The sequence below is a fragment of the Nostoc sp. FACHB-892 genome, from assembly GCF_014698795.1.
Taxonomy (GTDB): Bacteria; Cyanobacteriota; Cyanobacteriia; order Cyanobacteriales; family Nostocaceae; genus Nostoc.
This window is the reverse complement of the sequence record NZ_JACJTR010000017.1, coordinates 1-25642: the sequence shown is the minus strand read 5'-3', so window position 1 is coordinate 25642 and position 25642 is coordinate 1. Positions and strand designations below refer to the sequence as shown.

At 43.5% G+C, this 25642-nt stretch carries 22 protein-coding genes and 1 rRNA gene; 12 read left to right on the top strand and 11 right to left on the bottom strand.

Translation table 11 applies throughout. The annotated features are described in order from the left end of the window. The first annotated feature begins 479 nt into the window (after window positions 1-479). Window positions 480-707, top strand: a complete 228-nt coding sequence (locus H6G96_RS21415) for a hypothetical protein (RefSeq protein WP_190913324.1) — start codon at window positions 480-482, stop codon at window positions 705-707. A gap of 381 nt (window positions 708-1088) precedes the next feature. Here the strand turns inward: H6G96_RS21415 and H6G96_RS21410 are convergent, their stop codons facing one another. The 4 genes from H6G96_RS21410 to hisD all read right to left on the bottom strand — a co-directional run bounded on the left by H6G96_RS21410 (window position 1089) and on the right by hisD (window position 3433). Then, on the bottom strand, window positions 1089-1241 hold the full coding sequence (locus tag H6G96_RS21410) for a hypothetical protein (RefSeq protein WP_347242261.1): 153 nt from the start codon (window positions 1239-1241) through the stop codon (window positions 1089-1091). A gap of 19 nt (window positions 1242-1260) precedes the next feature. Continuing rightward, window positions 1261-1686, bottom strand: a complete 426-nt coding sequence (locus tag H6G96_RS21405) for a universal stress protein (protein ID WP_190913323.1) — start codon at window positions 1684-1686, stop codon at window positions 1261-1263. A 112-nt stretch (window positions 1687-1798) separates the two neighbouring features. Then, complete coding sequence (locus H6G96_RS21400; RefSeq protein ID WP_190913322.1) at window positions 1799-1978, bottom strand: hypothetical protein; 180 nt, start codon at window positions 1976-1978, stop codon at window positions 1799-1801. Between the two features lie 153 nt (window positions 1979-2131). Further along, window positions 2132-3433, bottom strand: a complete 1302-nt coding sequence (hisD, locus tag H6G96_RS21395) for a histidinol dehydrogenase (protein ID WP_190913321.1) — start codon at window positions 3431-3433, stop codon at window positions 2132-2134. Between the two features lie 746 nt (window positions 3434-4179). Between hisD and rpsT the strand changes: the two genes are divergently transcribed. The 5 genes from rpsT (at window position 4180) to H6G96_RS21370 (ending at window position 15760) form a co-directional block, all read left to right on the top strand. Next, the gene (gene rpsT / locus H6G96_RS21390) at window positions 4180-4479 is read left to right on the top strand and encodes a 30S ribosomal protein S20 (RefSeq protein ID WP_190729059.1); all 300 of its coding nucleotides are present in this window, start codon (window positions 4180-4182) and stop codon (window positions 4477-4479) included. A gap of 341 nt (window positions 4480-4820) precedes the next feature. Beyond that, on the top strand, window positions 4821-5606 hold the full coding sequence (locus tag H6G96_RS21385; protein ID WP_190913424.1) for a TatD family hydrolase: 786 nt from the start codon (window positions 4821-4823) through the stop codon (window positions 5604-5606). Window positions 5607-6352: 746 nt separating this feature from the next. After that, the gene (rpoB, locus tag H6G96_RS21380; protein ID WP_190913320.1) at window positions 6353-9652 is read left to right on the top strand and encodes a DNA-directed RNA polymerase subunit beta; all 3300 of its coding nucleotides are present in this window, start codon (window positions 6353-6355) and stop codon (window positions 9650-9652) included. A 90-nt stretch (window positions 9653-9742) separates the two neighbouring features. Continuing rightward, window positions 9743-11620, top strand: a complete 1878-nt coding sequence (locus tag H6G96_RS42870) for a DNA-directed RNA polymerase subunit gamma (RefSeq protein WP_190913319.1) — start codon at window positions 9743-9745, stop codon at window positions 11618-11620. 96 nt (window positions 11621-11716) lie between these two features. Continuing rightward, window positions 11717-15760, top strand: a complete 4044-nt coding sequence (locus H6G96_RS21370) for a DNA-directed RNA polymerase subunit beta'' (protein WP_190913318.1) — start codon at window positions 11717-11719, stop codon at window positions 15758-15760. A gap of 145 nt (window positions 15761-15905) precedes the next feature. Here H6G96_RS21370 and H6G96_RS21365 read toward each other — a convergent pair whose 3' ends face one another. Continuing rightward, window positions 15906-16478, bottom strand: a complete 573-nt coding sequence (locus H6G96_RS21365; RefSeq protein ID WP_190913317.1) for a Uma2 family endonuclease — start codon at window positions 16476-16478, stop codon at window positions 15906-15908. Between the two features lie 139 nt (window positions 16479-16617). Here H6G96_RS21365 and H6G96_RS21360 point away from each other — a divergent pair, with 139 nt between their 5' ends. Then, window positions 16618-17946, top strand: a complete 1329-nt coding sequence (locus tag H6G96_RS21360) for a hypothetical protein (protein ID WP_190913316.1) — start codon at window positions 16618-16620, stop codon at window positions 17944-17946. Between the two features lie 158 nt (window positions 17947-18104). Here the strand turns inward: H6G96_RS21360 and H6G96_RS21355 are convergent, their stop codons facing one another. The 4 genes from H6G96_RS21355 to H6G96_RS42865 form a co-directional block, all read right to left on the bottom strand. Further along, a complete protein-coding gene (locus tag H6G96_RS21355; protein ID WP_190913315.1) occupies window positions 18105-18542 on the bottom strand; it encodes a response regulator in 438 nt (145 codons plus the stop codon). A 139-nt stretch (window positions 18543-18681) separates the two neighbouring features. Then, entirely contained in the window at window positions 18682-19152 is a 471-nt protein-coding gene (locus tag H6G96_RS21350) for a cupin domain-containing protein (RefSeq protein WP_190913314.1), read from the bottom strand. 170 nt (window positions 19153-19322) lie between these two features. Beyond that, a complete protein-coding gene (locus H6G96_RS21345) occupies window positions 19323-20690 on the bottom strand; it encodes a DUF3370 domain-containing protein (RefSeq protein WP_190913423.1) in 1368 nt (455 codons plus the stop codon). 140 nt (window positions 20691-20830) lie between these two features. Next, the gene (locus H6G96_RS42865; RefSeq protein ID WP_347242260.1) at window positions 20831-21025 is read right to left on the bottom strand and encodes a hypothetical protein; all 195 of its coding nucleotides are present in this window, start codon (window positions 21023-21025) and stop codon (window positions 20831-20833) included. A gap of 274 nt (window positions 21026-21299) precedes the next feature. Between H6G96_RS42865 and hisH the strand changes: the two genes are divergently transcribed. Continuing rightward, the gene (hisH, locus tag H6G96_RS21335) at window positions 21300-21935 is read left to right on the top strand and encodes an imidazole glycerol phosphate synthase subunit HisH (protein ID WP_190913313.1); all 636 of its coding nucleotides are present in this window, start codon (window positions 21300-21302) and stop codon (window positions 21933-21935) included. Between the two features lie 84 nt (window positions 21936-22019). Then, window positions 22020-22610, top strand: a complete 591-nt coding sequence (rsmD, locus tag H6G96_RS21330; RefSeq protein ID WP_190913312.1) for a 16S rRNA (guanine(966)-N(2))-methyltransferase RsmD — start codon at window positions 22020-22022, stop codon at window positions 22608-22610. 61 nt (window positions 22611-22671) lie between these two features. Here rsmD and petG read toward each other — a convergent pair whose 3' ends face one another. Next, window positions 22672-22785 (bottom strand): cytochrome b6-f complex subunit V, encoded by a 114-nt coding sequence (gene petG / locus H6G96_RS21325; RefSeq protein WP_063721252.1) that lies wholly within the window; start codon window positions 22783-22785, stop codon window positions 22672-22674. Window positions 22786-22995: 210 nt separating this feature from the next. Between petG and H6G96_RS21320 the strand changes: the two genes are divergently transcribed. The 3 genes from H6G96_RS21320 (at window position 22996) to H6G96_RS21310 (ending at window position 24942) form a co-directional block, all read left to right on the top strand. After that, the gene (locus tag H6G96_RS21320) at window positions 22996-23370 is read left to right on the top strand and encodes a cytochrome c (protein ID WP_099100046.1); all 375 of its coding nucleotides are present in this window, start codon (window positions 22996-22998) and stop codon (window positions 23368-23370) included. 434 nt (window positions 23371-23804) lie between these two features. Further along, window positions 23805-24602: a peptidylprolyl isomerase gene (locus H6G96_RS21315; RefSeq protein ID WP_190913311.1), complete on the top strand. Its 798-nt coding sequence runs from the start codon at window positions 23805-23807 to the stop codon at window positions 24600-24602. Between the two features lie 196 nt (window positions 24603-24798). Continuing rightward, window positions 24799-24942 carry a hypothetical protein gene (locus tag H6G96_RS21310; protein WP_190913310.1) on the top strand — a complete coding sequence of 48 codons (144 nt, stop codon included), beginning with the start codon at window positions 24799-24801 and terminating at the stop codon, window positions 24940-24942. A gap of 573 nt (window positions 24943-25515) precedes the next feature. Here the strand turns inward: H6G96_RS21310 and rrf are convergent. Then, a 5S ribosomal RNA gene (gene rrf / locus H6G96_RS21305) occupies window positions 25516-25633 on the bottom strand. Window positions 25634-25642: the final 9 nt, after the last annotated feature.

Below are 25642 nucleotides of genomic sequence, written 5' to 3'. Positions count from 1 at the left end.
AAATATTTGCACATAAAAATACTTATTCAAAAATGCAGAATCCAGTTTTGCTTTTTATAGATTTATTTAAATGCAATTTGTATAAAAATGTTATTTGGTTTACTTGATTATATCTTTAATTCTGCGAATCTTCGCTAATTTATAAGTATTAATACTTAATTAGCTTAATTAATTCATTTATTTTTTGACAAAATTAAGCTTAGAGATCCCCGTACCAATCGTATTTATATTGATGCCTGCAATTTTTGATAAATACGATCTCATTTTTTATTAAAACTGTATAAATATAAACCATGTAATATCTGTGTTGAATACATATAATACATGGTTTCTCACGACTTAGTTGCTTGATCTTGTGAGCCAGAGTCGTATAATACTTATGGAGAAACAAAAAAGCAACTAAGTATACACTTTATGTGTATATCTATTGCTTTGGCGATGACTCTAATCCCAACAATCAATTGAAGAGAACTAGAAATATGCAGACAAACATACTATTTAGCGAACTGACCACTTGTGAAGAAGCCAACCTGTCTGGTGGTACCTATGGATACAAGAAAGAAGACGAGAAAAAAGACGAGGAAAAGTACGAGAAGAAATACGGCAAAAAAGACGAGAAAGACGATGATGAGAAAGACTATGGATACGGTAAATACTCCATTGACCTCTCAAAACTTATTTATTCGTTGTTAAAGCTAAAGCATTAGTATTACCCCTGGTGGTTTTTGATTTACGACAATAGGCAAAACTATGAAGTTTAGGAGAAGGAAAATTGTAAACGTAAAGATACGATTAGCTGCTTCTGTTTTGCTAGGTATTTTAACATACGTTTATTGACATACATTCCCTTTTCTTCAACAAACTTAACTTTGAGGTTGCCTGCCAGCAACCGTCAGCAGCGCTTTTACATAAATAGACTGTTCACCTTTGAGTAGTCCAATAGTAAAACAAGCGCTACTCTACGCAGGGATAAAATCCTGCTATTTTTTTGGGTTTTCTCTCAATGTTATTGAATATTATAGTGTAAATAAAATAAACTACCAATGTTTTACACAATATGCTAAAGAAGGTTGTGGAGCAAATTACTTTTAATTGTCAGCCGTCAACACTTGTTCCCCATGTTGTCCACTTCCTAGACTTATGGGAATTAATTCTCCATTGACCAATTCATAGCGCGTATCAGTGCCATCATCATAAGCTAGATACTCTTCAAAGGTTAGTTTTGGGGTGGTTATAGTCATTGCTTCCCCTGACAAATTTTTACCTTGGTTTGACAACTAACACCGAACAATTAGCCTCTTCTACAACTTGACTGCTAACAGAACCCTGGACAATTCGCTTCATCCCCATCAATCCCCGGCTGCCAATTATAATCAAGTCAATTTTGTAAATATTGGCAAGGCGAATAATCTCTTCGGCAGGATCACCATTTACCATCTCTAATTCACTTCTGACTGATAATTTTTCCTGATATGATTGCAGCTGTTTTTCAACATGAAAATAAGAAAATGTTGGTGACTCTGGCTGAGGACGATCAGCGGGTAGTTCCATCTCTGACTCTGGCGTAAGAAAGACATGACAAAGAATAACCTTGGCATCTTTTGATAACGCCAAATTATCTAAAGTCTGAATTACTCGTTCTGAAACTTCCGAACCGTCCAGAGCTACCAAAATATTGTTTAGCACCGCTCTCGTCTCCTAAAAAGTAGACCCCTTACATAAGTATGTAGCAAAACTTGTTGGCAGCTACACTAAATTATTTTTTCATCTGCCTACTTAGTTTATATTCGAGACTGTGCTATTGATCGGTTTCACCCCACTTTGATGCTAGTGGGGTGCAGCAACTGATGTAAAGAATATTTTCGCCAGTTCTTTGGGGAGGGTTGCCCTCCTCTGAACTGCTAAACTGATGTGCGCCTAAATTATATAAACACTCTTTACAATCGTTAACTGTTAACTGTTGACGGTTATCAGTCATCAGTCATCAGTCATCAGGCTTCATGTAAATATTCAAGTTAAATGCGTAATAGTTTAGCTGGCTTATTATGCAAGTAGCTCCTTGCTTAAATAAGCCAGTGGATTAGGTGAGCAATGCCCAAGTTGTAGATGCCCGCCAAAAAACTATTCCAAATTACTCTTCTTGCTGAATTCGGCGTCGGACTGAATCAGCATGAGAAGGTAAGCCCTCTGCTGTTGCTAGCACATCAATGGCACTAGCCACATTTTGCAGTGCGGTTTGGGAATATTGAATAATGCTGGAGTGTTTGAGGAAAGTTTCCACCCCTAATGCCGAGGCATAGCGGGCAGCGCCAGAAGTTGGCAAGGTGTGGTTAGGCCCTGCCAAATAGTCTCCTACAGCTTCTGGTGTAGAGTAACCCAAAAAGATTGCCCCAGCGTGGCGAATCTGTGGTAAGAGTGCCCAAGGGTCTTTAACTTCTAATTCCAGGTGTTCCGGGGCAAATTCATTTGAGAGTTCTGCTGCTGCTTGGAGGGATTCTACAAGGACAATTAAGCCGTAGTGAGCGATCGCTTTTTCTGTGTCTATTCGCCGTGGGTGATCTACTAGCTGTCTTTCCAAGGCTAATTGCACGTTTTTCGCTAAAGCCGCATCTGTCGTCAGCAAAATCGCTGCTGCCATTGGATCGTGTTCGGCTTGGGCCAGCAAGTCAGCAGCTATATGCACCGGATTTGCGGTTTCATCGGCAATCACCAGCACTTCGCTGGGGCCTGCCAAAGAATCAATGCCGACGGTGCCATATACAAGTTTTTTCGCTAGGGTGACATAAATGTTACCAGGCCCAGTAATCACATCCACTTTCGGAATTGTTTCTGTGCCATAGGCTAAAGCAGCGATCGCTTGGGCGCCTCCAATGCGATAAATTTCTTGTACTCCTGCTTCTTGGGCAGCAACTAAAACTGCTGGATTAATTGCACCCCCTGGGCCTGGTGGTGTTACCATCACCACGTGAGGTACAGCAGCAACATAAGCCGGAATTGCATTCATCAGCACTGTACTGGGATAGGCAGCACGACCACCAGGCACATACAACCCCGCTCTATCTACGGGAGTATAGCGTTTGCCTAGCACTATTTCATCGTCACCAAAATGTACCCAGCTTTTTGGGACTCGCTGACGATGAAACGCTTCAATTTGGCGGCAAGCTAGCCGAATTGCGCCCAACAACTCTTTTGACACCTGCTGATAGGCTGCATCTAATTCCGAGCCTGTAACGCGAAGTTCTTCTGCTTTCAGGGTTTGTTTGTCAAATTCTGCTGTGTAATGCAATACAGCTTTGTCGCCTTGGCGCTTCACTGCCTGCAAAACCTCCCGCACAGTTGCTTCTTTATGAAGTACCTGTTCGTCATGGGTGCGATCGCAGATCCGTTGTAGTTCGGCTCTAACGTCTGCCTGCTGAGTAATGATTCGCAGCATGGAGTAAAGACAATGCCAAAATTATAATATTCACACCTGAGATTTAGTTTTGCTCTTGACCCACTGGGGTGTGCAAGCTGACTCTAATTCTCTTCTCTAGCTTAACCTGGATTTTTTTGATACTCTCAAGCTTGCCAGGGGATGGTTTGCTTAAGAAGTCGACTCAATTACTCAGTTCCACTAGCCTCTGTAGGCTAGCAGCAGGAAGCAGGCGTGCCATTTCCCGCTACCCTTAATGCCCTTTACCTCACTCCTTACAGGGTGGAGGTAGTGTGTTTACACATCTAATTCCCTATATTTACAGGGATTAGGGTCTGAGTAGAATTTTTACTTATTTTTTTTCCTAACTTTTAGTAGTTAACATTTGTACAGACACAATAATATAATATCGTTTCTATACTTGGAAACCCTTGAAACTTTAGCTATTTAAGCTTCCTTGCCTTTTAACAATACATCTTTAGGAATATATTCATTATACTGGCAAATCACATTGCTTAACTAGATGATGAATTTAGAATCACTATTTTACCTGATGTACCTTAATTTTAACGCATTTCTTAAATTGACAACACACCAAATTAAAGGCTGAAGATTAGGGAGCGACGGTTAGGGACTAAATTCTTCCCCAATCTCCAGCACCAAATTCCCAATTATTTTTTTAGGAAATTATAACATTGGCAATTTGAATGCTATATTAGTAAGTCTAGTAGTGTGTGTACATATTAATAGTATTTTTGGAATTGACTGTGGCGAATACAAAGTCTGCTCTCAAGCGTGCCCAAATCGCAGAACGTAACCGACTGCGTAACAAAGCTTACAAATCAGCAGTCAAGACGCTGATGAAGAAATACATTAATGCTGTAGCTGTCTATACAGCTAATCCTACCCCAGAATTAAAACAAGAAGCACAGGCTCGGTTATCCGAGGCTTACGGCAAAATCGATAAAGCGATCAAACGGGGTGTGCTTCACCCCAACAATGGGGCTAGGAAAAAGTCGAGATTGGCTCATAAACTAAAACCCCTAACTCCAGCAGTTGCTGAATAGTCATTGGTGAGTCAGTGCCCTCCTCAGACCCACGGAGCCACTGTCTTACGAACTTGTTCTAGTAAGTGGTGTGAAACGCCAAGGGTAATGGCAAGCCGGTGCAGTCTTGAGGGTTTCCACACCACTTGCTCTATGCCTATTAACCCGTCCATGTTAGGGCTATCCAATGAGCTACTGGCTTAGGTTCTGCCCAATTAAAACAAATGGCGAACATCGTTTCTTTATTTGAAGCTTGGCGATCGCAAAGCAGTGACTAGTAGGAAAAAGATTCACCCAGAGGGTCATTTATCCTTAGTCGTGACAAGGGCTAATAATTTATGACCAATGACAAAGGGCAAAGAATGCAACTGATAGACACACACGTTCATCTCAACTTTGATAGTTTCCAGCCGGATTTAGCAATAGTGCGATCACGGTGGCAAGAAGCAGGAGTAGTACATTTAGTACATTCGTGTGTTCACCCAGAGGAGTTTTCTAGCATTCAGTCCATAGCGCACGAGTTTCCTGAAATCAGCTTTGCCGTAGGGCTACATCCTTTAGATGCTGATAAATGGAATAACGAGACAGCCGAGAAAATCAAAACTTTGGCCAGTTCTGACTCTCATGTAGTAGCAATTGGGGAAATGGGGCTGGATTTTTACAAAGCTGATAACTATGAACATCAGCTTATGGTGTTTGAGTCACAGTTAGCGATCGCATCTGAACTCAACTTACCAGTAATTATCCACTGCCGCGACGCTGCTGCGGCAACCAGAGAAGTGTTGCAAAAATGGCGGAATATCAAGGGAGAAACAGTGCGGGGTGTCATGCATTGCTGGGGAGGAACGCCAGAAGAAACTCAATGGTTTCTCGATTTAGGGTTCTACATCAGCTTTAGCGGGACGGTAACGTTCAAAAATGCCAAAGCGATCCAATCCTCTGCTGCAATGGTGAGTAGCGATCGCCTACTAATTGAAACAGATTGCCCATTTCTCGCCCCAGTTCCGAAACGGGGCGAAAGGCGTAACGAGCCTGCCTACGTGCAATACGTAGCCGAGCAAGTAGCTAAACTGCGTCAGGAAACGGTAGAAGCGATCGCCCATCAAACCACCCAGAATGCCTGTGAATTATTTGGTTTGTCAATATAAAGTGTGCTTTAATCTATTTTATTCAGTTGTGCTAAAAAAAATAAAATTCTAGAGGGGAAAATATGGTAATATTATTCCCTCAAAAACATTTTGCTTGCGCCATAATGATAAAGGAAGGAACCTAAAATTTCTGAGCCTAATTTCCCGTAATGTTATCGGCTTGGCCATCCTCCAAATCTCTACAAGCGGATGCTCTCCACACATGACTAACCGTGCCAACCCAGGTTGAGCTAGATTGCCCAACATAGGCTTGGTGTTTATCAAACCTATACAAAATCCTTAAACGAAATTGCCTTGTGAGTACAATCCAGCAAAATGAAGTGATTCTGATTCAAAGCCAACAAGGTGCGGATCATTCCCTCAGTCTTAGGATATTTAAAATATCACTGACAGTATAAATAGCGTGGTCGATTTCAGGCACACCGTATAGAGCTGCGTCAGAAAATTAACGCGCTTTTTGGAGGGGAAATGAAGAAAGTAGATAAAACTCAGGAATATCTCAACTGTATATTCTTGTTAAATCAAGACTATAGTGGGTTTTTGGCGTTTGAGTCCCCGATTACGGGCGATTACCCCCTTGTGCAAATTGCTCATTCCAGCTTTAATCGCTGCGTTTGCCCACATATGCTATTTACAGGTGTGTAAGAAGATCCCAAACAGCTAATGACACTTGCCTTGCTAGCAGTGGGAAGCGTTAAACAGCAGTGTCTAAGTAAAAATTTAACCAGGTTGACAAAGGTAGAGGCATGACCAAAGAAACATACATGGAACCCGCCTTTCTATTGCCCGACTTGATTGAAATCCAGCGCTCAAGCTTTCGCTGGTTTTTGGAAGAAGGGCTGATAGAAGAACTTAACTCCTTTAGTCCTATTACAGATTATACGGGCAAATTAGAACTGCACTTTTTAGGACATAACTACAAACTCAAAGAGCCAAAGTACAGCGTCGAAGAAGCTAAACGGCGGGATAGTACATACGCCGTCCAAATGTATGTCCCCACACGCCTAATTAACAAAGAAACAGGTGAAATCAAAGAGCAAGAAGTATTTATTGGGGATTTGCCTTTGATGACCGATCGCGGCACGTTTATTATTAACGGGGCCGAGCGGGTAATTGTCAACCAAATAGTGCGATCGCCAGGAGTATATTACAAATCAGAAATAGATAAAAACGGGCGACGTACTTATTCAGCTAGCTTAATTCCCAACCGGGGAGCATGGCTGAAATTTGAAACAGACCGTAACGATTTGGTGTGGGTACGCATTGACAAAACCCGCAAACTCTCAGCGCAGGTACTATTAAAAGCTTTAGGGTTATCAGACAACGAAATCTTTGATGCCCTACGCCACCCAGAGTATTTCCAAAAAACCATCGAAAAAGAAGGGCAATTCTCCGAAGAAGAAGCCCTGATGGAGTTATATCGCAAACTGCGTCCTGGCGAACCACCCACAGTCTTAGGTGGACAACAACTCCTAGACTCCCGATTCTTTGACCCGAAACGTTATGACCTTGGTCGTGTCGGACGGTACAAACTCAACAAGAAATTGCGCCTTTCCGTCCCAGACACAATGCGGGTGTTGACTCCTGGCGATATCTTGGCAGCTGTAGATTACCTAATCAACCTAGAATACGACATTGGTAACATCGATGACATTGACCACTTAGGCAACCGTCGGGTGAGAAGCGTCGGTGAATTGCTGCAAAACCAAGTGCGGGTCGGCTTGAACCGTTTAGAAAGAATTATTCGAGAACGGATGACTGTATCCGATGCCGAAGTTTTAACCCCTGCTTCCTTGGTGAACCCTAAACCACTAGTAGCAGCAATTAAAGAATTCTTTGGTTCCAGCCAGTTAAGTCAGTTCATGGATCAAACCAATCCTCTCGCAGAACTGACCCACAAACGCCGCCTGAGTGCCCTTGGCCCTGGTGGTTTAACCCGCGAACGCGCTGGGTTTGCAGTGCGGGATATTCACCCTAGTCACTATGGACGTATTTGCCCCATTGAGACACCAGAAGGCCCCAACGCTGGATTGATTGGCTCTTTAGCAACCCATGCGCGGGTTAACCTGTACGGCTTCTTAGAAACGCCATTTAGACCTGTGGAAAATGGACGAGTCAGATTTGATCTGCCTCCAGCCTACATGACAGCCGATGAAGAAGATGATTTACGGGTTGCTCCTGGGGATATTCCTGTAGATGAAACTGGGCACATTATTGGACCACAAGTGCCAGTCCGCTATCGGCAAGAATTCTCCACCACAACGCCGGAGCAGGTCGATTATGTAGCAGTATCTCCCGTACAGATTGTGTCGGTAGCGACCAGCATGATTCCCTTCTTGGAGCATGATGACGCTAACCGAGCGCTAATGGGATCGAACATGCAACGGCAAGCAGTACCGCTACTGAAGCCAGAGCGTCCTTTGGTGGGTACTGGTTTGGAAGCACAAGGAGCAAGAGACTCCGGGATGGTGATTGTATCGCGTACTGATGGTGATGTCACTTATGTGGATGCCACAGAAATTCGCGTTCGTCCTAAAGCTAATACCTCCGAAATTAAGTACACCCTTTCCAAGTACCAACGCTCAAACCAAGACACCTGTTTAAATCAAAAACCTCTCGTCCGCATTGGTGAACGAGTTGTTGCTGGTCAGGTGCTGGCTGATGGCTCCTCCACCGAAGGCGGTGAATTGGCGTTAGGACAAAATATTGTAGTTGCCTATATGCCTTGGGAAGGCTACAACTACGAAGACGCAATTTTAATCTCTGAAAGACTGGTGCAGGATGATGTCTACACCTCAATTCACATTGAAAAATATGAAATTGAAGCTAGACAAACCAAACTGGGACCAGAAGAAATCACCAGAGAAATTCCCAACGTCGGCGAAGATGCCTTGCGTCAGTTAGATGAACAGGGAATCATTCGCATTGGAGCGTGGGTAGAAGCTGGAGATATCTTGGTAGGAAAAGTCACCCCCAAAGGGGAATCTGACCAACCGCCAGAAGAAAAACTGTTGCGGGCGATTTTCGGTGAAAAAGCAAGAGATGTGCGGGATAATTCCCTGCGAGTACCGAATGGTGAAAAAGGTCGTGTAGTTGATGTGCGCTTGTTTACTCGTGAACAAGGCGATGAACTGCCACCAGGAGCCAATATGGTAGTCCGGGTATATGTTGCCCAAAAACGTAAAATCCAAGTTGGCGACAAAATGGCAGGACGCCACGGTAATAAAGGGATTATTTCTCGGATATTACCGGCGGAAGATATGCCTTATTTGCCCGATGGTTCACCAGTGGACATTGTACTTAACCCCTTGGGTGTACCCAGTCGGATGAACGTCGGACAAGTATTTGAATGCCTCTTGGGTTGGGCTGGTCAAACCTTAGGAGTGCGATTTAAGATTACTCCCTTTGATGAAATGTACGGGGAAGAGTCATCTCGTCGAATCGTGCATGGCAAATTGCAAGAAGCACGTGACGAAACAGGTAAAGACTGGGTATATAACCCAGATAACCCTGGCAAAATTATGGTGTATGACGGTCGTACAGGCGAACCCTTTGACCGAGCAATTACCATCGGTGTGGCTTACATGCTGAAGCTGGTGCATTTGGTGGATGATAAGATTCACGCCCGTTCTACAGGCCCATACTCACTGGTAACTCAGCAACCCTTGGGTGGTAAAGCACAACAAGGTGGTCAGCGGTTTGGAGAAATGGAAGTGTGGGCATTGGAAGCCTTTGGTGCAGCTTACACCTTACAGGAATTGCTCACAGTTAAATCTGATGATATGCAAGGACGGAATGAAGCGTTGAATGCGATCGTTAAAGGTAAGGCAATTCCTCGACCTGGAACTCCAGAATCCTTTAAGGTGCTAATGCGCGAGTTGCAATCATTGGGCTTAGACATTGCCGTACACAAGGTAGAAACCCAAACAGACGGTAGTTCCCTAGATGTGGAAGTCGATTTGATGGCAGACCAATCAGCCCGTCGCACACCTCCTCGACCAACTTATGAATCTCTTTCCCGCGAATCGCTGGAAGAAGACGAATAATCAATAGTCCTTAGTCCTTTGTCATTAGCAAAGGACTGATGACTAATGACTAATGACTGATGACTAATGACTAATGACTAATGACTAAATATGAGACCTGCCCAAACTAATCAGTTTGACTACGTAAAAATCGGCTTGGCTTCCCCTGAACGGATTCGGCAGTGGGGCGAGAGAACATTGCCCAATGGCCAAGTAGTCGGTGAAGTTACCAAGCCAGAGACGATTAACTACCGAACTCTCAAGCCAGAAATGGATGGCTTATTTTGTGAGCGCATCTTTGGCCCCGCAAAAGATTGGGAATGTCATTGTGGCAAGTATAAAAGAGTTCGTCACAGAGGTATTGTCTGTGAGCGCTGTGGGGTAGAAGTCACTGAGTCACGGGTGCGTCGTCACCGCATGGGCTATATTAAACTCGCCGCACCAGTAGCTCACGTCTGGTATCTCAAGGGTATTCCTAGCTATATTTCCATCCTGTTGGATATGCCCTTGCGGGATGTCGAGCAGATTGTCTATTTCAACTCTTATGTTGTGCTGAGTCCAGGTAATGCCGAAACTTTAACTTACAAACAACTACTGAGCGAAGACCAGTGGTTGGAAATAGAAGACCAAATTTATAGCGAAGATTCTGTACTTCAAGGCGTAGAGGTAGGTATTGGTGCTGAAGCGCTGTTGCGTTTGCTTGCCGATATCAATTTGGAACAAGAAGCCGAAAGCCTACGCGAAGAAATTGGCAACGCTAAAGGACAAAAGAGAGCCAAGCTAATTAAGCGACTACGGGTGATTGACAACTTCATCGCTACTGGTTCAAAACCAGAGTGGATGGTAATGGCAGTTATTCCCGTGATTCCGCCCGACTTGCGCCCAATGGTGCAACTAGATGGCGGACGGTTTGCCACGAGCGATTTAAATGATTTGTATCGGCGGGTAATTAACCGCAATAATCGTTTGGCACGCTTGCAAGAAATTTTGGCACCAGAGATTATTGTGCGGAACGAAAAGCGGATGCTGCAAGAAGCAGTGGATGCTTTGATTGACAATGGTCGTCGGGGACGCACTGTGGTAGGGGCAAATAACCGACCTCTGAAATCTTTGTCTGACATTATTGAGGGTAAGCAAGGACGTTTCCGGCAAAACTTGTTAGGTAAACGGGTTGACTACTCTGGACGTTCTGTAATTGTGGTCGGGCCAAAGCTGAAAATTCACCAGTGCGGTTTGCCTAGAGAAATGGCAATTGAGCTATTTCAACCATTTGTCATTAACCGCTTGATTCGTAGCGGCATGGTGAATAATATCAAAGCTGCGAAAAAGCTGATATCGCGTAATGACCCCAGCGTTTGGGATGTCCTAGAAGAGGTGATTGAAGGACACCCTGTAATGCTAAATCGGGCACCAACTTTGCACCGCTTGGGTATTCAGTCTTTTGAACCAATTTTGGTAGAAGGTAGAGCGATTCAACTGCATCCTCTAGTGTGTCCAGCATTTAACGCCGACTTTGACGGTGACCAAATGGCGGTACACGTCCCGTTGTCCTTAGAAAGTCAAGCTGAGGCTCGGTTGTTGATGTTGGCTTCTAACAATATTTTGTCACCAGCCACGGGTAAACCGATCATCACACCTAGCCAAGATATGGTATTGGGAGCGTATTACTTAACAGCAGAAAATCCTGGCGCGACAAAAGGTGCAGGAAAGTACTTTTCTTCGCTAGAGGATGTAATTATGGCTTTCCAGCAAGAGCAAATTGACTTGCACGCCTATATCTATGTGCGGTTTGACGGTGAAATAGAATCAGACCAACCGGATACAGAACCCCTGGAAGTGACAGAGAACGACGATGGTAGCCGGACATTACTCTATAAGTTCCGTCGAGTCAGACAAGACGCTCAGGGCAATGTAGTTTCTCAGTATATATACACAACCCCTGGTCGTGTTATTTACAATAATGCCATTCAGGAAGCACTAGCAAGTTAGGGACTGGGGACTGGGGACTGGGGACTGGGAAAAATGCCCAGTACCCAATACCCAATACCCAATACCCAATCCCCAATGACTTAGGACTAATTACTAATGACTAACGAAAAAATGATTTTTCGCAATCGGGTGGTTGATAAGGGTCAACTGAGAAATTTAATTTCTTGGGCCTTTACGCATTATGGTACGGCGCGAACCGCAGTGATGGCGGACAAACTGAAAGATTTGGGATTTCGCTACGCTACCAAAGCAGGGGTTTCTATCAGTGTAGATGACTTGATGGTACCACCAACTAAACGATTGCTCTTAGATGCAGCCGAAGAAGAAATTCGTGCCACTGAAACTCGTTACCAACGGGGAGAAATCACTGAAGTAGAACGCTTTCAAAAGGTAATCGATACCTGGAATGGTACCAGTGAAGCTTTGAAAGATGAAGTAGTCGTTCACTTCAAGAAGACTAATCCCTTGAACTCCGTATACATGATGGCATTCTCCGGGGCACGGGGTAACATCTCCCAAGTTCGGCAGTTGGTGGGAATGCGGGGACTGATGGCAGATCCTCAAGGGGAAATTATCGATTTGCCCATCAAAACCAACTTCCGTGAAGGACTTACTGTCACGGAATACATTATTTCGTCTTACGGTGCTAGAAAAGGATTGGTGGATACTGCGTTGCGGACGGCTGACTCTGGTTATCTCACCCGCCGTTTGGTTGACGTATCCCAGGATGTAATTATTCGGGAATTTGACTGCGGCACTACCAGAGGTCTTGCAATTCGACCAATGACAGAAGGTGCCAAGACCTTGATTCCTCTTGCAACCCGCTTGATGGGACGGGTAATTGGCGAAGATGTGGTGCATCCGGTAACAAAAGAATTGATTGCAGCACGCAATACGCCAATTTCTGAGGACTTGGCGAAGAAAATTGAAAAATCTGGGGTCGGAGAAGTTGTGGTGCGATCGCCCCTAACTTGTGAAGCCGCACGTTCTGTCTGTCAACACTGCTACGGCTGGAGTTTAGCCCACGCCAAGATGGTGGACTTGGGCGAAGCTGTAGGGATTATTGCCGCCCAAAGTATTGGTGAGCCGGGTACTCAGCTAACCATGCGGACATTCCACACAGGTGGTGTGTTTACTGGGGAAGTGGCACAACAAGTGCGTTCCAAAATCGATGGGACTGTTAAGCTTCCTCGCAAACTGAAGACCAGAACATATCGTACCCGCCACGGGGAAGATGCTCTGTATGTCGAAGCTAATGGCATCATGCTTTTGGAGCCAACAAAAGTAGGTGATGTTACCCCAGACAGCCAAGAGGTTCATCTTACCCAAGGTTCAACATTATATGTATTTGATGGAAATAAGGTAAAGCAAGGACAGTTATTGGCAGAGGTTGCCCTTGGTGGACGCACAACTCGGACTAATACAGAAAAAGCAGTTAAAGATGTTGCCTCTGACTTAGCAGGGGAAGTGCAATTTGCCGAAGTAGTTCCAGAACAAAAAACTGACCGTCAAGGTAATACCACAACCACAGCCGCACGCGGTGGTTTGATTTGGATTTTGTCTGGGGAAGTTTACAACTTGCCGCCTGGGGCAGAATTGGTGGTCAAAAATGGTGATGCGATCGCCGCTAATGGAGTTTTAGCAGAAACCAAGTTAAGCAGTTTGCACGGCGGTGTAGTGCGCTTGCCAGAAGCTACCCCAGGTAAGAGTACCAGGGAAATTGAGATTATCACCGCTTCTGTGGTATTAGACCAAGCAACGGTAACAGTCCAAAGCTCCCAAGGTCGCAATAACTACTTAGTTTCCACTGGCAACAACCAGGTATTTAACCTCCGGGCTACACCGGGCACAAAAGTGCAAAATGGTCAAGTGGTAGCTGAGTTAATTGACGATCGCTATCGCACAACCACTGGTGGTTTCCTGAAATTCGCGGGTGTAGAAGTCCAGAAAAAAGGCAAAGCCAAGCTGGGTTATGAAGTCGTGCAGGGCGGTACCCTTTTGTGGATTCCCGAAGAAAGCCACGAAGTTAATAAAGATATCTCCTTGCTGTTGGTGGAAGACGGTCAGTTTGTAGAAGCTGGTACCGAAGTGGTGAAAGATATTTTCTGCCAAAACAGTGGTGTAATAGAAGTCACCCAGAAAAACGACATCCTACGGGAAGTTGTGGTGAAGCCAGGGGAACTGCTGATGGTGGACGATCCAGAATCAGTTATTGGGCGAGATAACACCTTCATCCAACCTGGTGAAGAATTCCAAGGCAATGTAGCCACAGAATTACGCTATATCCAGTATGTGGAGACACCAGAAGGGCCCGCCCTGTTGAGTCGTCCAGTAGTTGAGTTTGCCGTACCGGATAATCCAGATGTGCCATCAACTACATCGGTAAGTCAACAAACTGGACGTTCGATTCAGTTGCGGGCTGTGCAGAGACTACCTTACAAAGATTCGGAACGCGTCAAGTCTGTTGAAGGTGTGGAACTGCTACGAACTCAACTAGTGCTAGAAATCGAGCAAGAAGGCGAACAAGACCACAATGCTTCGCCACTAGCAGCAGATATCGAATTGGTAGAGGATACTGAAGACCCAGAAGTTCAGCGCTTGCAGTTGGTGATTTTGGAGTCGTTGGTAATTCGTCGAGACATTACTGCTGATGCCACCCAAGGTAGCACCCAAACCACACTTGAGGTACAAGATGGGCTTTCCATCGCCCCTGGAGCTGTGGTAGCACGTACCCAAATCTTGTGTAAAGAAGGAGGGATAGTGCGGGGCGTCCGAAAAGGAACCGAAAATGTGCGTCGCTGTTTAGTGTTGCGCGATACTGATATGCTCACGACTAATACTAGTACTCAGCCTAAAGTGAAAGTGGGTGACTTGCTAGTAGAAGGTGCAGAAATTGCTCCTGGAGTATTTGCCCCAGAATCAGGGCAAGTAGTGGATATTAAAAATGCTGCTGCTGCATCTGGTGAGGAATCAGCCCTAAGTACTAAGAACTACGTTGTTAGTACCCGTATTGGTCGCCCTTATCGAGTCAGCCCTGGTGCTGTGTTGCAAATAGAAGACGGCGATTTGGTACAACGGGGTGATAACTTGGTGCTGTTGGTGTTTGAACGCGCCAAAACCGGAGATATTATTCAAGGTTTGCCCCGGATTGAAGAACTGCTTGAAGCTCGTAAACCGAAAGAAGCGTGCATTTTATGTCGCCGGGCGGGTGAAGTTAAGGTAGTTTACAGCGATGGTGATGAAGCGATCGCTATTAAGGTCGTAGAATCAAACGGCGTGGTGACAGATTATCCTCTAGGCCCAGGACAAAACTTGATTGTGCCAGATGGCTCAACAGTATTAGCGGGGCAACCGTTGACTGATGGCCCATCCAATCCGCACGAAATTTTGGAAATCTTCTTTAGCCTGGGTTCCGAAGATGGAATCTATGCTTGTGCCAGCATTGCGTTGCAAAAGGTACAGACATTCTTGGTGAATGAAGTGCAAATGGTGTATCAATCTCAAGGGATTGATATTTCCGATAAACACATTGAAGTGATTGTTCGCCAGATGACCAACAAAGTCAGGATTGATGATGGTGGTGACACCACCATGCTTCCCGGCGAATTGGTGGAACTGCGCCAAGTTGAGCAGGTGAACGAAGCTATGGCAATTACAGGCGGTGCTAGGGCACAGTATACCCCAGTATTATTGGGTATCACCAAAGCATCGTTGAACACCGACAGCTTTATTTCCGCCGCATCCTTCCAAGAGACAACACGGGTACTTACCGAAGCAGCTATAGAAGGCAAATCCGACTGGCTGCGAGGCTTAAAGGAAAACGTGATTATCGGGCGATTGATTCCGGCTGGTACTGGCTACAATACCTATGAAGAACCCGGTGCGATCGATGATTATGCTGCTGAGATTACCAGTAGTGTCTTGGATGAAGTTGATGATCCACTGGATATGGTCTTAGATGACCGCACAGCTCGCACCTATAATTTAGATTCTCCTACTCTTGGCGAATCTGGTTTTGGTAGCAGACGTGCAGAAAGGTCAGTTCTAGATGACGAAGATGAATTGATTGCCGATGAAGTAGTAGATGACGACGATTTCGAGGAAGAAGAAGACGACGAAGATGATTTCGACGACGAATAGAGACTTGAAATTTCCTGTCTCTGTTAAAAGGTAAAAACTAAAAAGGCAAAAGAAGATTTTCTTTTGCCTTTTTTTTGCCATCTAAAAACATATTTTTAAATCGTCAAGATTCTAGTTTCTACCTATCAATCTAGTAGTCAGCCAATTATGGGGATTCAAAAGTAACATCCTCATATAAATCTGCAACAGCACACCGAAAATCTACACTTGCCAAATGAATGATATCTTCTTGCCCATAGGGATAAAGTACCCATTGTCTCTCTGAGTTGCGCCGAAAACACTCAACATTTAACCGAGTTTGACTCACAAGTACATATTCCTGAAGTGACTCCATTTGTCGGTAGTCAGCAAATTTATCACCTCGGTCAAAGGCTTCTGTTGTCGGAGATAGCACTTCTACAATTAACGAAGGGTAACGTAGAAAGTTGTTAAAAGCTCTATCTCGTTGGTCACAACTTACCATAATATCAGGGTAGTAATAGATATTAATCGACTCAATATGTGCTTTGGTGTCTGAGATATAAGTCTGACATCCACTCCCGCGCAAATGATTTCTCAGCATTGAAGCAATATTAAGAGAAATAATGACATGACCATTACTTGCCCCTGCCATTGCATAAATCTGTCCCTGTCTATATTCATGTTTGATAGGACTGGTTTCTTCTCCTTTGAGATAATCTTCTGGGGAAATATAGCTAAAATTTGAAGTTGCAACCATTTGTAATAACCTTGTTTGATGTCTTGTATCTAGTTTAAAAGAAGCTTGACGGCTAAATCGGCATAAATCTAGCAATAGCTAGATGCTGTAATTCTCTCAAGAGCTATAATCTACATCTGTTGCACCGAGAGATTAACTTGTGGATGTCATATTAGAACGATCGCACCAATTAAAACAAGCCTTAGTTGATTTTGTCCTTGATGCTGAAGGCGAACTAGCACAAGCACTGGAAACTTATGCAGCCGCACAGTTGCGCCGTGGAAGTGGGGATAGTACACAGCAGGACTTAATTATCGATAGCTTTGTGACAGCCGGGAAAGTCGGTGATAAGTCACCATTAGAGTTGTTTATCGAAAGCAATCCAGATTTAGACCAAAGCGATCGCAACCTGATCAACAGCTGGCATCATACTTTTATTGGCTTATTTGCCATAACGAATATTCTACCTGATGGCTTTGAATTGACGAACTGGTTGACAGATAAACGCTACATCGTCAAGCCAAACAATGTCCAAACATTACAGGCAATATCTCGGTTCAAAGTAGGAGAAATTTTACTAACTCGCATTTCTCCTGTTACCGATAACTACTGGATGTTTTCTGGCCCTTACACAGTAATGGGTAAATTAGGTAAACCAAAACTTGCTGTAGCAATTGGGAATTTTAAAGAAAACTATAAAAGTGATCTTTACAGCGATGCTCCAGACTTGTTAGAAGAAGCTTGGCAGTCAGTAGCACAATATCATCAGCAGTTTGTAGACTTTTTTGGCACTGATGAAATCACACTACCTGGATACCAGCTTAATAAAAAAATAGCTGAATTCCAAGAGGCAATTACTGAAAAACGCTTTGCAGAAGCAGGAATTGATACTTCTAAATCATTGGCTGAAGTGGCAGAAGCTGCTGGCATTGGAGACGAGGAAATCAAAGCAGCAGCACAAGAATTTGGTGCTGATTCCAACGTAGTCTCTCAGATGTTGAACAGCAAAGGCGGCAATAGCAAAATGGTTATGCCAAAAGTTGATTTACCATCTGAACTCAAAAAAGCAGAACAGGTAACGGCTCTTTCTCATCCTCATTGGGGACAAATGTTTTTACCGACATATAGTAAGGTACAAGCAATTTTATCAGCAGAAGACTGGCAAAGTGTTCAAGGGGCTGAAAAACTAGTTCGGTACTACCTTGAAGATAAAAGTATTAATGCTTTCATTTGGCATCGATTAGCACAACAATATCCAACTCAATTAGAAAATGTGTTGCGAACACTTTTGCAACGTCCAGAGTTTAGCCTGGAAAGTGACTTGGATGCACTTTTGCAAGAATTCAACAAACCTCTTGAGCCAGAGTTACCAGAAATTGCTAGCGTCCCTATACATCTACATAACTTATTTCAAGAAGCTTTAGGAGAAGTTAGCAAATCCAAGCCCAAGAGCAAAGGGCAAAAAAAGCCAGCAAAGGGTTTTCAATAAAGTCAATAAATATACCCAACATCTTACCCTACCCACTTAGGGTTTGGTTTCCAACGTAGAGTCATTTGTAGGAGCGTACAGCTAGCTGTACCTCCAAGCGTTTGTTAGATAAAATCAGTGTCAAAAACAAGATAAAAACTAAATATTTATATTTATATTTAAGTAACGGAAGATAGAAGGTAAACAATCTCATCTATGATTTTCTCTGGACTCTCAAGCTTGACTAGAAATCGATTAAAACCAGCATCCAAAGCCTTATAACTTGAGACTTCGCGTGTATAAGAAGTGATAGCGATCGCAGGTAACTGTCTTAAGGATAGGCAAGAATGTACTCGAATTTGTTCAATTAACCAATTTCCATCATGATCGGGCAACTTCACATTGCACAGCAGAATATCGGGATGAAGCGATTCTACCAAGGCAAAGGCAGCTTCTGCATCGGTTAAAGCGATCACCTCTGCACCAGCAGCTTCCAAGATGAAGATAAGCAAATCTGCAATATCTGGCTCATCCTCTACCAGTAAAATCAAGATTCCAACAAGCGGCTGGAGCGAATTTAACTCAGTTTCTTGATTGATTTTTTGATCGGTTGCCATGCCGTCCCTTTATTGCTATAGTCTGCTATTTCTATTGCAACCCAGGGAGCAGAATAAGTATTCACCCTAAATACAGAAACTTGGGGTGAAAAGCTTTATCAATATGAAGATGTAATGAAGCAGTTTGAGACTTAACTGCCTAACTAAATGGTTTAGCGTCCTTGTGCTCAAAGATTTCCACAGAATCGCCACGTCGAACCATGCGTTTTCCCAGATGTGGAAAATCAGCAATTTCCACATCGAGATTTTCTCCTCCCATTAAGTAAACTAAGTTTTCGTTCCCTATATTTCTGAGATGGTGGGCTACTGAAGGAGTTGGAAATGCCATAAAGTCACCTGGAAAAACCTCAAATTCTTCCCCGTCGATTTCTGCGATCGCTTGCCCCGATAGAATATAAATCCATTCTTCCTCGCAGTGGTGGGAATGGTAAACAAAAGATTCTTTCCCCGCAGGAATGACAGCAAAGTTGACCCCAGTACGCTTTAGCCCAACCGTGCGTCCCATGTACGTCCCCGATATTTCCGAGTTTGGATTCCAAGGGTGAGAGAAGGTCTGCATAGTGTCGGCAATTTCTTTAGCACGCAAAATCAAAGATTTTTTGTTTGTCATATTTACTAATTTCATATATCAGTAAACATTGTAAGACGTTACCTTAACTGGGTGCTTAATAGATGTGCCTTTGAACCGCGCCAAGTTGGTAAAGAGTAGAGCTTTGTGAATCAGCTGAATAATATTTTTTGGTAATAGGTAATAGGAGAAAAGCCATTACCTATTAACCATTACCGAGGTTTAGCTTGAGTTGAAACTGTTAATACTTGCGGTGGTGTAGCATCCGGCGGATAGAGAAAGTCTACTTCTACTAAGGAGCGATCGCCTGCTTTCATATTTAATAAAACTAACGGTTCCCCTGGTTGACCTCTCTTTTGCACTAGATGCACAAACTCTGTTTTTGGCTGACCTTGGTCATCTTTATAACGTACCCGCACTGTCCCCCGGAAGAATACTTGACGGGCTGGTGTACTGAAAAAGCGTAACCCTGCTTTAACTAACTGATCCTCTTTGAGCGGGGTCTGTATAGATACACTAACGGTTTGAGGATTTTGAGTATTGTTGTATAGCGGCAACTTGAGATTATATTGAATCCCATAGTTGCCATGAGCGCGATATGCGGTGTCAGGATAGCGCACCAGCATGGGCGCACTTTGAATTTGACCAGTTCCTAAGGTACCGCCATGCAAGCTACTCAGAGCGTAGGAAAAAACTTGACCAGGCTGGGGAATAGTCAGATACCTGGCTTTAGGACTATCCACTAATAAGGCTCTCCATCGTGAACCAGCAGCCACTCCAGCAACACGCCCATAAATTCTTGGTTTGCCAGTTTGCTCTAAGGGAGTGGGCGCTTTATCTCGTGGTCCAGCCACATCACTATTATTGAGTAAATTTTGCCACTCTTCTAAAGTAGGCGATCGCTCGCTGCCATCGGGATTAAGCTGGGCAAACATGGCTAGGCTAGCTGCATAAACAGTGCCATTACTTTGCACTCGCATGAACGTAGAACGACCATTAAGAGGTGGTGTCAGTCCCTTCACGGGAATTGGTAAATTTAGTAACATCCGACTTTGCCCGGCTGGAATGTCAATTTGAGCAGGGAAACTCTGTTGTCGCCGTCCCCTGAGTACATCAGACATAACGCGATCGCCTGGGCCAGCAAAAATTGTACCCAAAAGATTTTGGCTCAAGGATGGTAATTGAATAAATGGTGCATCCGGTTGGCTCAAATAACTCGCCGCCTGCCAAATATTTAACCTCACTGCTTCAGAACCAGGGTTGTGCAAAATTATCCCTAGATAGAGCGATCGCAAATTCTCTGGCGGTTCAGCCTTAGCAACATGGTGAGCAAAAATATCAAATCGTCCTCGAAAGGGAAAATTCAGATGCGCCGTTGGCACTTTTTTGCCATCTGGTGGAAAAGTGGAGAGTAAAATTCCTTCTTTTAACACCAATTCTGGACTATTGCTGTTAAACGTTGGTACTCTATCCAATTGGCCTGGTAAAGGACGCACTTCTTGTAATTGCACGACCTCTTCAGGTGGTGGCGTGGCAGGAGTTAATTGGGCAATTGGGAAAATTAGTAACAATGGCAACATATACTTAGATATTTCTTTCACCATACAGACATTAACAACTTGATGAAAGTGCCAGTTTGTTAATAATTAATACGGAATCTGCAAAAATCCCCATAAAGTTTTCTCGATTGAGAACCGGAACGAGTTTATTTTGGCTTAATTTAGTCGAACACTGAATAGTAAAGGCTCTCTGGTGCTTCTGCTAGGCGATCGCAAACAAATTTCCCGCAGTCATGACTAATCTGAATTGCCGTTACTCCTGTTACTAATTCTTTTAAATCAACTTCTGTGTACAAAACCATTTCTTTGCAGCTAGCAACTGCTTCCACATTTAATTGTGTAAGGCTTATAGCCATGCCACAACAGATGATGTCATCAGGTTAGATTGCATTCATTTTTTCCATTACCTGAGTACTGGCAAGTTACATATCTACGGGTAACTAAGGTAAAAAACTTAAGCCATCTGGGATGAGATCAAGTTTGGCAACTTCAAATAATAAATCATCAGAAGAATTCCACTGTTGATCTTTTATCCAAATGTCAAAATAAATTAATAGAATTCTTTTCTTCATAACAAATATTATTTAGAATAGAAAAACCCTCCATAATAAATTTACAAGGAGCAGGTAAATGCCAGTAATTGCGGTCGTAGACTACGAGATGGGAAATTTGCATTCAGTCTGCAAAGGCTTGGAAAAAGCTGGGGCAACTCCTAATGTTACTTATTCTCCAAAGGAATTAGAACAAGCAGATGCAATAGTGCTGCCGGGAGTGGGAGCATTTGATCCAGCAGTGCAACACCTGCGAGCGCGTGGTTTGGAACAACCTATTAAAGAAGCGATCGCATCTGGTAAACCTTTTTTAGGAATTTGTCTAGGATTGCAAATTCTCTTTGAATCAAGTGCAGAAGGCACCCAACCAGGACTAGGAATTATTAAAGGAAAAGTGCGGCGGTTTCGTCCAGAATCTGACATCACTATTCCTCACATGGGTTGGAATCAACTAGAAATGACTCAGACAAAAAGTATTTTATGGGAGCATTTACCAGCCGATCCTTGGGTATATTTTGTCCATTCTTACTATGTTGACCCAATAGACCCGCAAATCCGTGCAGCAACCATCACCCACGGTACTCAAACCGTCACAGCTGCGATCGCTCATGAAAACCTGATGGCAGTTCAATTTCACCCCGAAAAATCCTCTAATATTGGATTGCAAATCTTGTCTAATTTTGTTGCTCAAGTCCGCGAAAAAATTCCTGCCTAATCCTCTTTTTGTCATTTGTTCTTTGTCCTTTGTCTAAAACTAATGACTAATAACTAATGACCAATGACTAATGACTAATAACCAATGAGCTTGAGAATTTACGGCAATCGTCAGCTAAAAACTTTACCAGGAAAAGAAACTAGACCCACCAGTGCGCGGGTTAGAGAGGCAGTATTTAATATTTGGCAGGGAGAAATTGCAGGTTGCCACTGGCTGGATTTGTGCGCCGGGACTGGTTCAATGGGCGCAGAGGCTTTGTGTAGAGGAGCCAGCCTAGTAGTGGGAATTGAACAATCAAGCCGAGCCTGTGCCACCATCCAACAAAATTGGCAGCAGGTAGCTAATGCCGAGCAAGAACTTCGGGTGTTGCGGGGAGATATTATCCAGCAGTTAAAGATTTTATCAGGGAAGCAATTCGATAGAATCTACTTTGATCCACCTTATGCTAGTGGATTGTACCAGCCAGTTTTAGAAGCGATCGCTCACTATCAACTTTTAGATCCTAGTGGTGAAATCGCAGTTGAACACACCTCACAAGGTTGGACACCGCCAGAGATTTCGACTTGGGAAATTTGCCGCCAGAAAGTTTACGGCAACACATCACTTACTTTCTACAGAATTCGGAGTGAGGGTTTAGGGGCAGATAAAGGAGATAAGGAACAACATAACTCCTAATTCTTAGCTCCTAACTCCTAACTCCTAACTCAGCACTGGGAACTCAGCACTGGGCATTCCCTCAGCCCCCCAACTGATTGGGGCGCTTGTATTGCTTATAGGCAGCGTAAAACAATCCGGCGAGGGTGACGAAAACTAGACCAAGGACAATACCTGATAATAGGGGTTCAACCACTGTAAATCTCCTCTTTGTAATTATTAAATATTCGTTGCCTGTTTTTGATTTTACCAAATTTCGTATGAATCCTGCGCCATACAGCCTTTTTACAGAGCGACTGTCCACAAGAAAATAGTCTTCTGTGCTTGCAGACACAATCAAGAACTTTTAAGCTATGTGTAGGAAATGAAAACTTTTTAGCACACCTAGATTTTCACAGCAAACCTTTTGGATAACCAGATTACCAAACCTGAAATTTTGATTCAGCGGATCGTTTTATTGACGCTGGCTATACTGCTAGCAGTCCCTTTGGGCTTTTTTGGTGTTCAGTTGGTTCAAGCCTCCGATCCATACGTCAAGAGTGTTCTATCCTTAACAGGAAACCCAGTTCAAGGACACGCGATCTTTCAAATTAACTGTGCCGGTTGTCATGGTTTGGAAGCAGACGGGCGAGTAGGGCCCAGTTTGCAAGCTGTCTCAAAGCACAAGTCTCGATATGGACTGATTCACCAGGTGATCAGTGGCGAAACACCGCCAATGCCAAAATTCCAACCTAGTGCCCAAGAAATGGCTGATCTTTTGAACTATTTAGAGTCGTTGTAAACTTTAGAATTTTTGGTTGCGGAATACATAAATCCCTAATGGAAAAAGGTAACATGAGATGTGCTGCCTTTTTCCATCTCTGACAACTTCAACAATCCCTTAAGTAAAACACCTTTGTTAGGAGATGCTTAACTCAAAGACACCCTAGCTCGGTCTGATAACTTTGTCTTCTAAGTTCCAGTGGACATAAGTGTTATTAGTCATTAATGGTTTAACCTTTGTCCTTTTCTTCACATCTGGCCATATTTACGTAGAATCTTTGATAAAAACTCATATAAACTGTATATTTTAAAGTATGTTAAAGCCACGATTTAACTATTACGAAAGTGAGGTTAGCGTACCTAACTCGGTAAGATTAAAACAAAAGCTCCCAGTGAATGGGCTAAGGTTTAACTTATTTAACAAACTAGATATTTGAAGATGCCTAAAAGCTAATGACTGAAGCGATCCAAATCGGTAATCGTACAATCACAGCTAGTGAACTGATTTCCTTACTGGCAAGTTACCAAATGCTGCCACAGTTGCAGCGCGAATTAATCATCGATCAAGCAATAGAGCAAAACTCACGCGCTGCGAATGTAGCAATAGAGTGTACCCCTGAGGAAGTAGCCCAAGCTCAACAGCAGTTTTATGCTGAAAAACAGTTCAAAAATGAAGAAGACATCCAAGCTTGGATGGCGCATCAAGGGCTGACTCCCGAACAACTAGAAGTTATTACTACTCGTAAACTTAAAATTGAAAAATTCAAGCAAGCCACTTGGGGTAATAAACTCGAATCCTACTTTTTTCAGTCCAAGGCAAAACTAGACAAAGTAATTTATTCCTTGCTGCGAACCCAGGATGTGGGAATTGCCCAAGAACTTTACTTCCGGATTCAGGCAAAAGAAAACTCTTTTTCTGACTTAGCGCGTGAATATTCACTTGGACCAGAAGCCCAAACTGGAGGCTTAGTAGGCCCGATTGAACTGAATGCCCTACATCCTGTAATGGTGCAAATGCTTTCTAGCAGTCAACCAGGTCAAATATTGCCCCCTACCCGTATTGCTGACTGGTTCGTGATTTTGCGGCTGGAAAAATTTATCCCCGCACAACTGGATGAATTTATGAAAGTGCGACTTCTGAATGAACTATTTGAAACCTGGCTACAAGAACAGCAAAAGCAAATCATATCTGCACCACGATTAGAGGCGGGGACGGGACAACAGGGAGAAGGTGATCAACCTTTAAGCTAAATATGAGGCGTGACTCCTATCCTTGGCTTCAAAACCGGACTTTAGAACAATTGGTGGAAGTTTTGGAAGAGTAGGCGATCGGATTGCACAAGGAATTGCTACAGAAGAAATTCTTCTTTTTTAGGACTGTTATACTGCTTTAGCTATTGGGAAAACTATATTTGTAGAGGTTTATTAATTTATCCAGGCGAGAGATATGCAGTTACAGCAATTGCAGTTGTTCCACATTGTATTAGGTAGTGTATCTTGCTCCGACCCTAATCCACTTCAGTGGATAGTCATAGTGACTTTAATTGCTGGAAGTGGGGTTTTGTTGTGGGTAGTGGAGTTAGTATTGTAACTATAGGAACTATTTTAGTTACTATGATTAGTGCCGGAGCTAGTTTTGAAGCGATATCAGCAGCACTTGGAAGTCATATAGCTGTAGCTACTGGCTCGCTAGAAATGCTTTTTCAATTGGTAGCTGCGATTTTTGGTATTTTAAGTTGTTAGGACTGCACTATAGATAATAACGTATCCAGCCTAAAATACTTGGGTTTATAAAGAACGCCAAATTTTTGTTTTCTAGAATTATAGACATTTGTTTACCCAACAAATTACGCTAGATGCGTTAGTATCTGTCAGATGGATTGACCAAAAGGCGTTGCTAAATCGGAATAAGAAATTGGAAAATTCAACATCTGAAACTTTGATTCTTTGCAGCTACCCTGCGGGTTGTGCTTGCAGTATGCGTCTTGGCGCGAAACTCATTCATATTTTTAATCAGCACCACCAAATAAGCGACCTCCTCAGCTAATAAGTTCAGCTTACCGTGCGATTAATCTAATACTAAATTCAATATTCAATATAAACAAAAACCCCCTAGTTGGTATGTGAGCTAGGGGGTTTTTGTGTTTTAGTTAGTAAAAAAAGAACCTGGCATCGAGCTATTTTTGCGTAGGGCTACCCCTAAACTATCGTGGCCGCAGCAGCGTTTCACCTCTGAGTTCGGGAAGGATTCAGTGTGGTTCCACCGCGCAATAGACACCAGGAAAACTTGT

Bases quoted from the DNA above. Each gene is read 5' to 3' on its own strand.
- H6G96_RS21415 (WP_190913324.1), top strand. From the start codon at position 480: ATGCAGACAAACATACTATTTAGCGAACTGACCACTTGTGAAGAAGCC.
- H6G96_RS21410 (WP_347242261.1), bottom strand. From the start codon at position 1,241: ATGACTATAACCACCCCAAAACTAACCTTTGAAGAGTATCTAGCTTAT.
- H6G96_RS21400 (WP_190913322.1), bottom strand. From the start codon at position 1,978: ATGACTGATAACCGTCAACAGTTAACAGTTAACGATTGTAAAGAGTGT.
- hisD (WP_190913321.1), bottom strand. From the start codon at position 3,433: ATGCTGCGAATCATTACTCAGCAGGCAGACGTTAGAGCCGAACTACAA.
- H6G96_RS21385 (WP_190913424.1), top strand. From the start codon at position 4,821: ATGCAACTGATAGACACACACGTTCATCTCAACTTTGATAGTTTCCAG.
- rpoB (WP_190913320.1), top strand. From the start codon at position 6,353: ATGACCAAAGAAACATACATGGAACCCGCCTTTCTATTGCCCGACTTG.
- H6G96_RS42870 (WP_190913319.1), top strand. From the start codon at position 9,743: ATGAGACCTGCCCAAACTAATCAGTTTGACTACGTAAAAATCGGCTTG.
- H6G96_RS21370 (WP_190913318.1), top strand. From the start codon at position 11,717: ATGACTAACGAAAAAATGATTTTTCGCAATCGGGTGGTTGATAAGGGT.
- H6G96_RS21365 (WP_190913317.1), bottom strand. From the start codon at position 16,478: ATGGTTGCAACTTCAAATTTTAGCTATATTTCCCCAGAAGATTATCTC.
- H6G96_RS21355 (WP_190913315.1), bottom strand. From the start codon at position 18,542: ATGGCAACCGATCAAAAAATCAATCAAGAAACTGAGTTAAATTCGCTC.
- H6G96_RS21350 (WP_190913314.1), bottom strand. From the start codon at position 19,152: ATGACAAACAAAAAATCTTTGATTTTGCGTGCTAAAGAAATTGCCGAC.
- H6G96_RS21345 (WP_190913423.1), bottom strand. From the start codon at position 20,690: ATGTTGCCATTGTTACTAATTTTCCCAATTGCCCAATTAACTCCTGCC.
- H6G96_RS42865 (WP_347242260.1), bottom strand. From the start codon at position 21,025: ATGGCTATAAGCCTTACACAATTAAATGTGGAAGCAGTTGCTAGCTGC.
- hisH (WP_190913313.1), top strand. From the start codon at position 21,300: ATGCCAGTAATTGCGGTCGTAGACTACGAGATGGGAAATTTGCATTCA.
- rsmD (WP_190913312.1), top strand. From the start codon at position 22,020: ATGAGCTTGAGAATTTACGGCAATCGTCAGCTAAAAACTTTACCAGGA.
- H6G96_RS21315 (WP_190913311.1), top strand. From the start codon at position 23,805: ATGACTGAAGCGATCCAAATCGGTAATCGTACAATCACAGCTAGTGAA.
- H6G96_RS21310 (WP_190913310.1), top strand. From the start codon at position 24,799: ATGCAGTTACAGCAATTGCAGTTGTTCCACATTGTATTAGGTAGTGTA.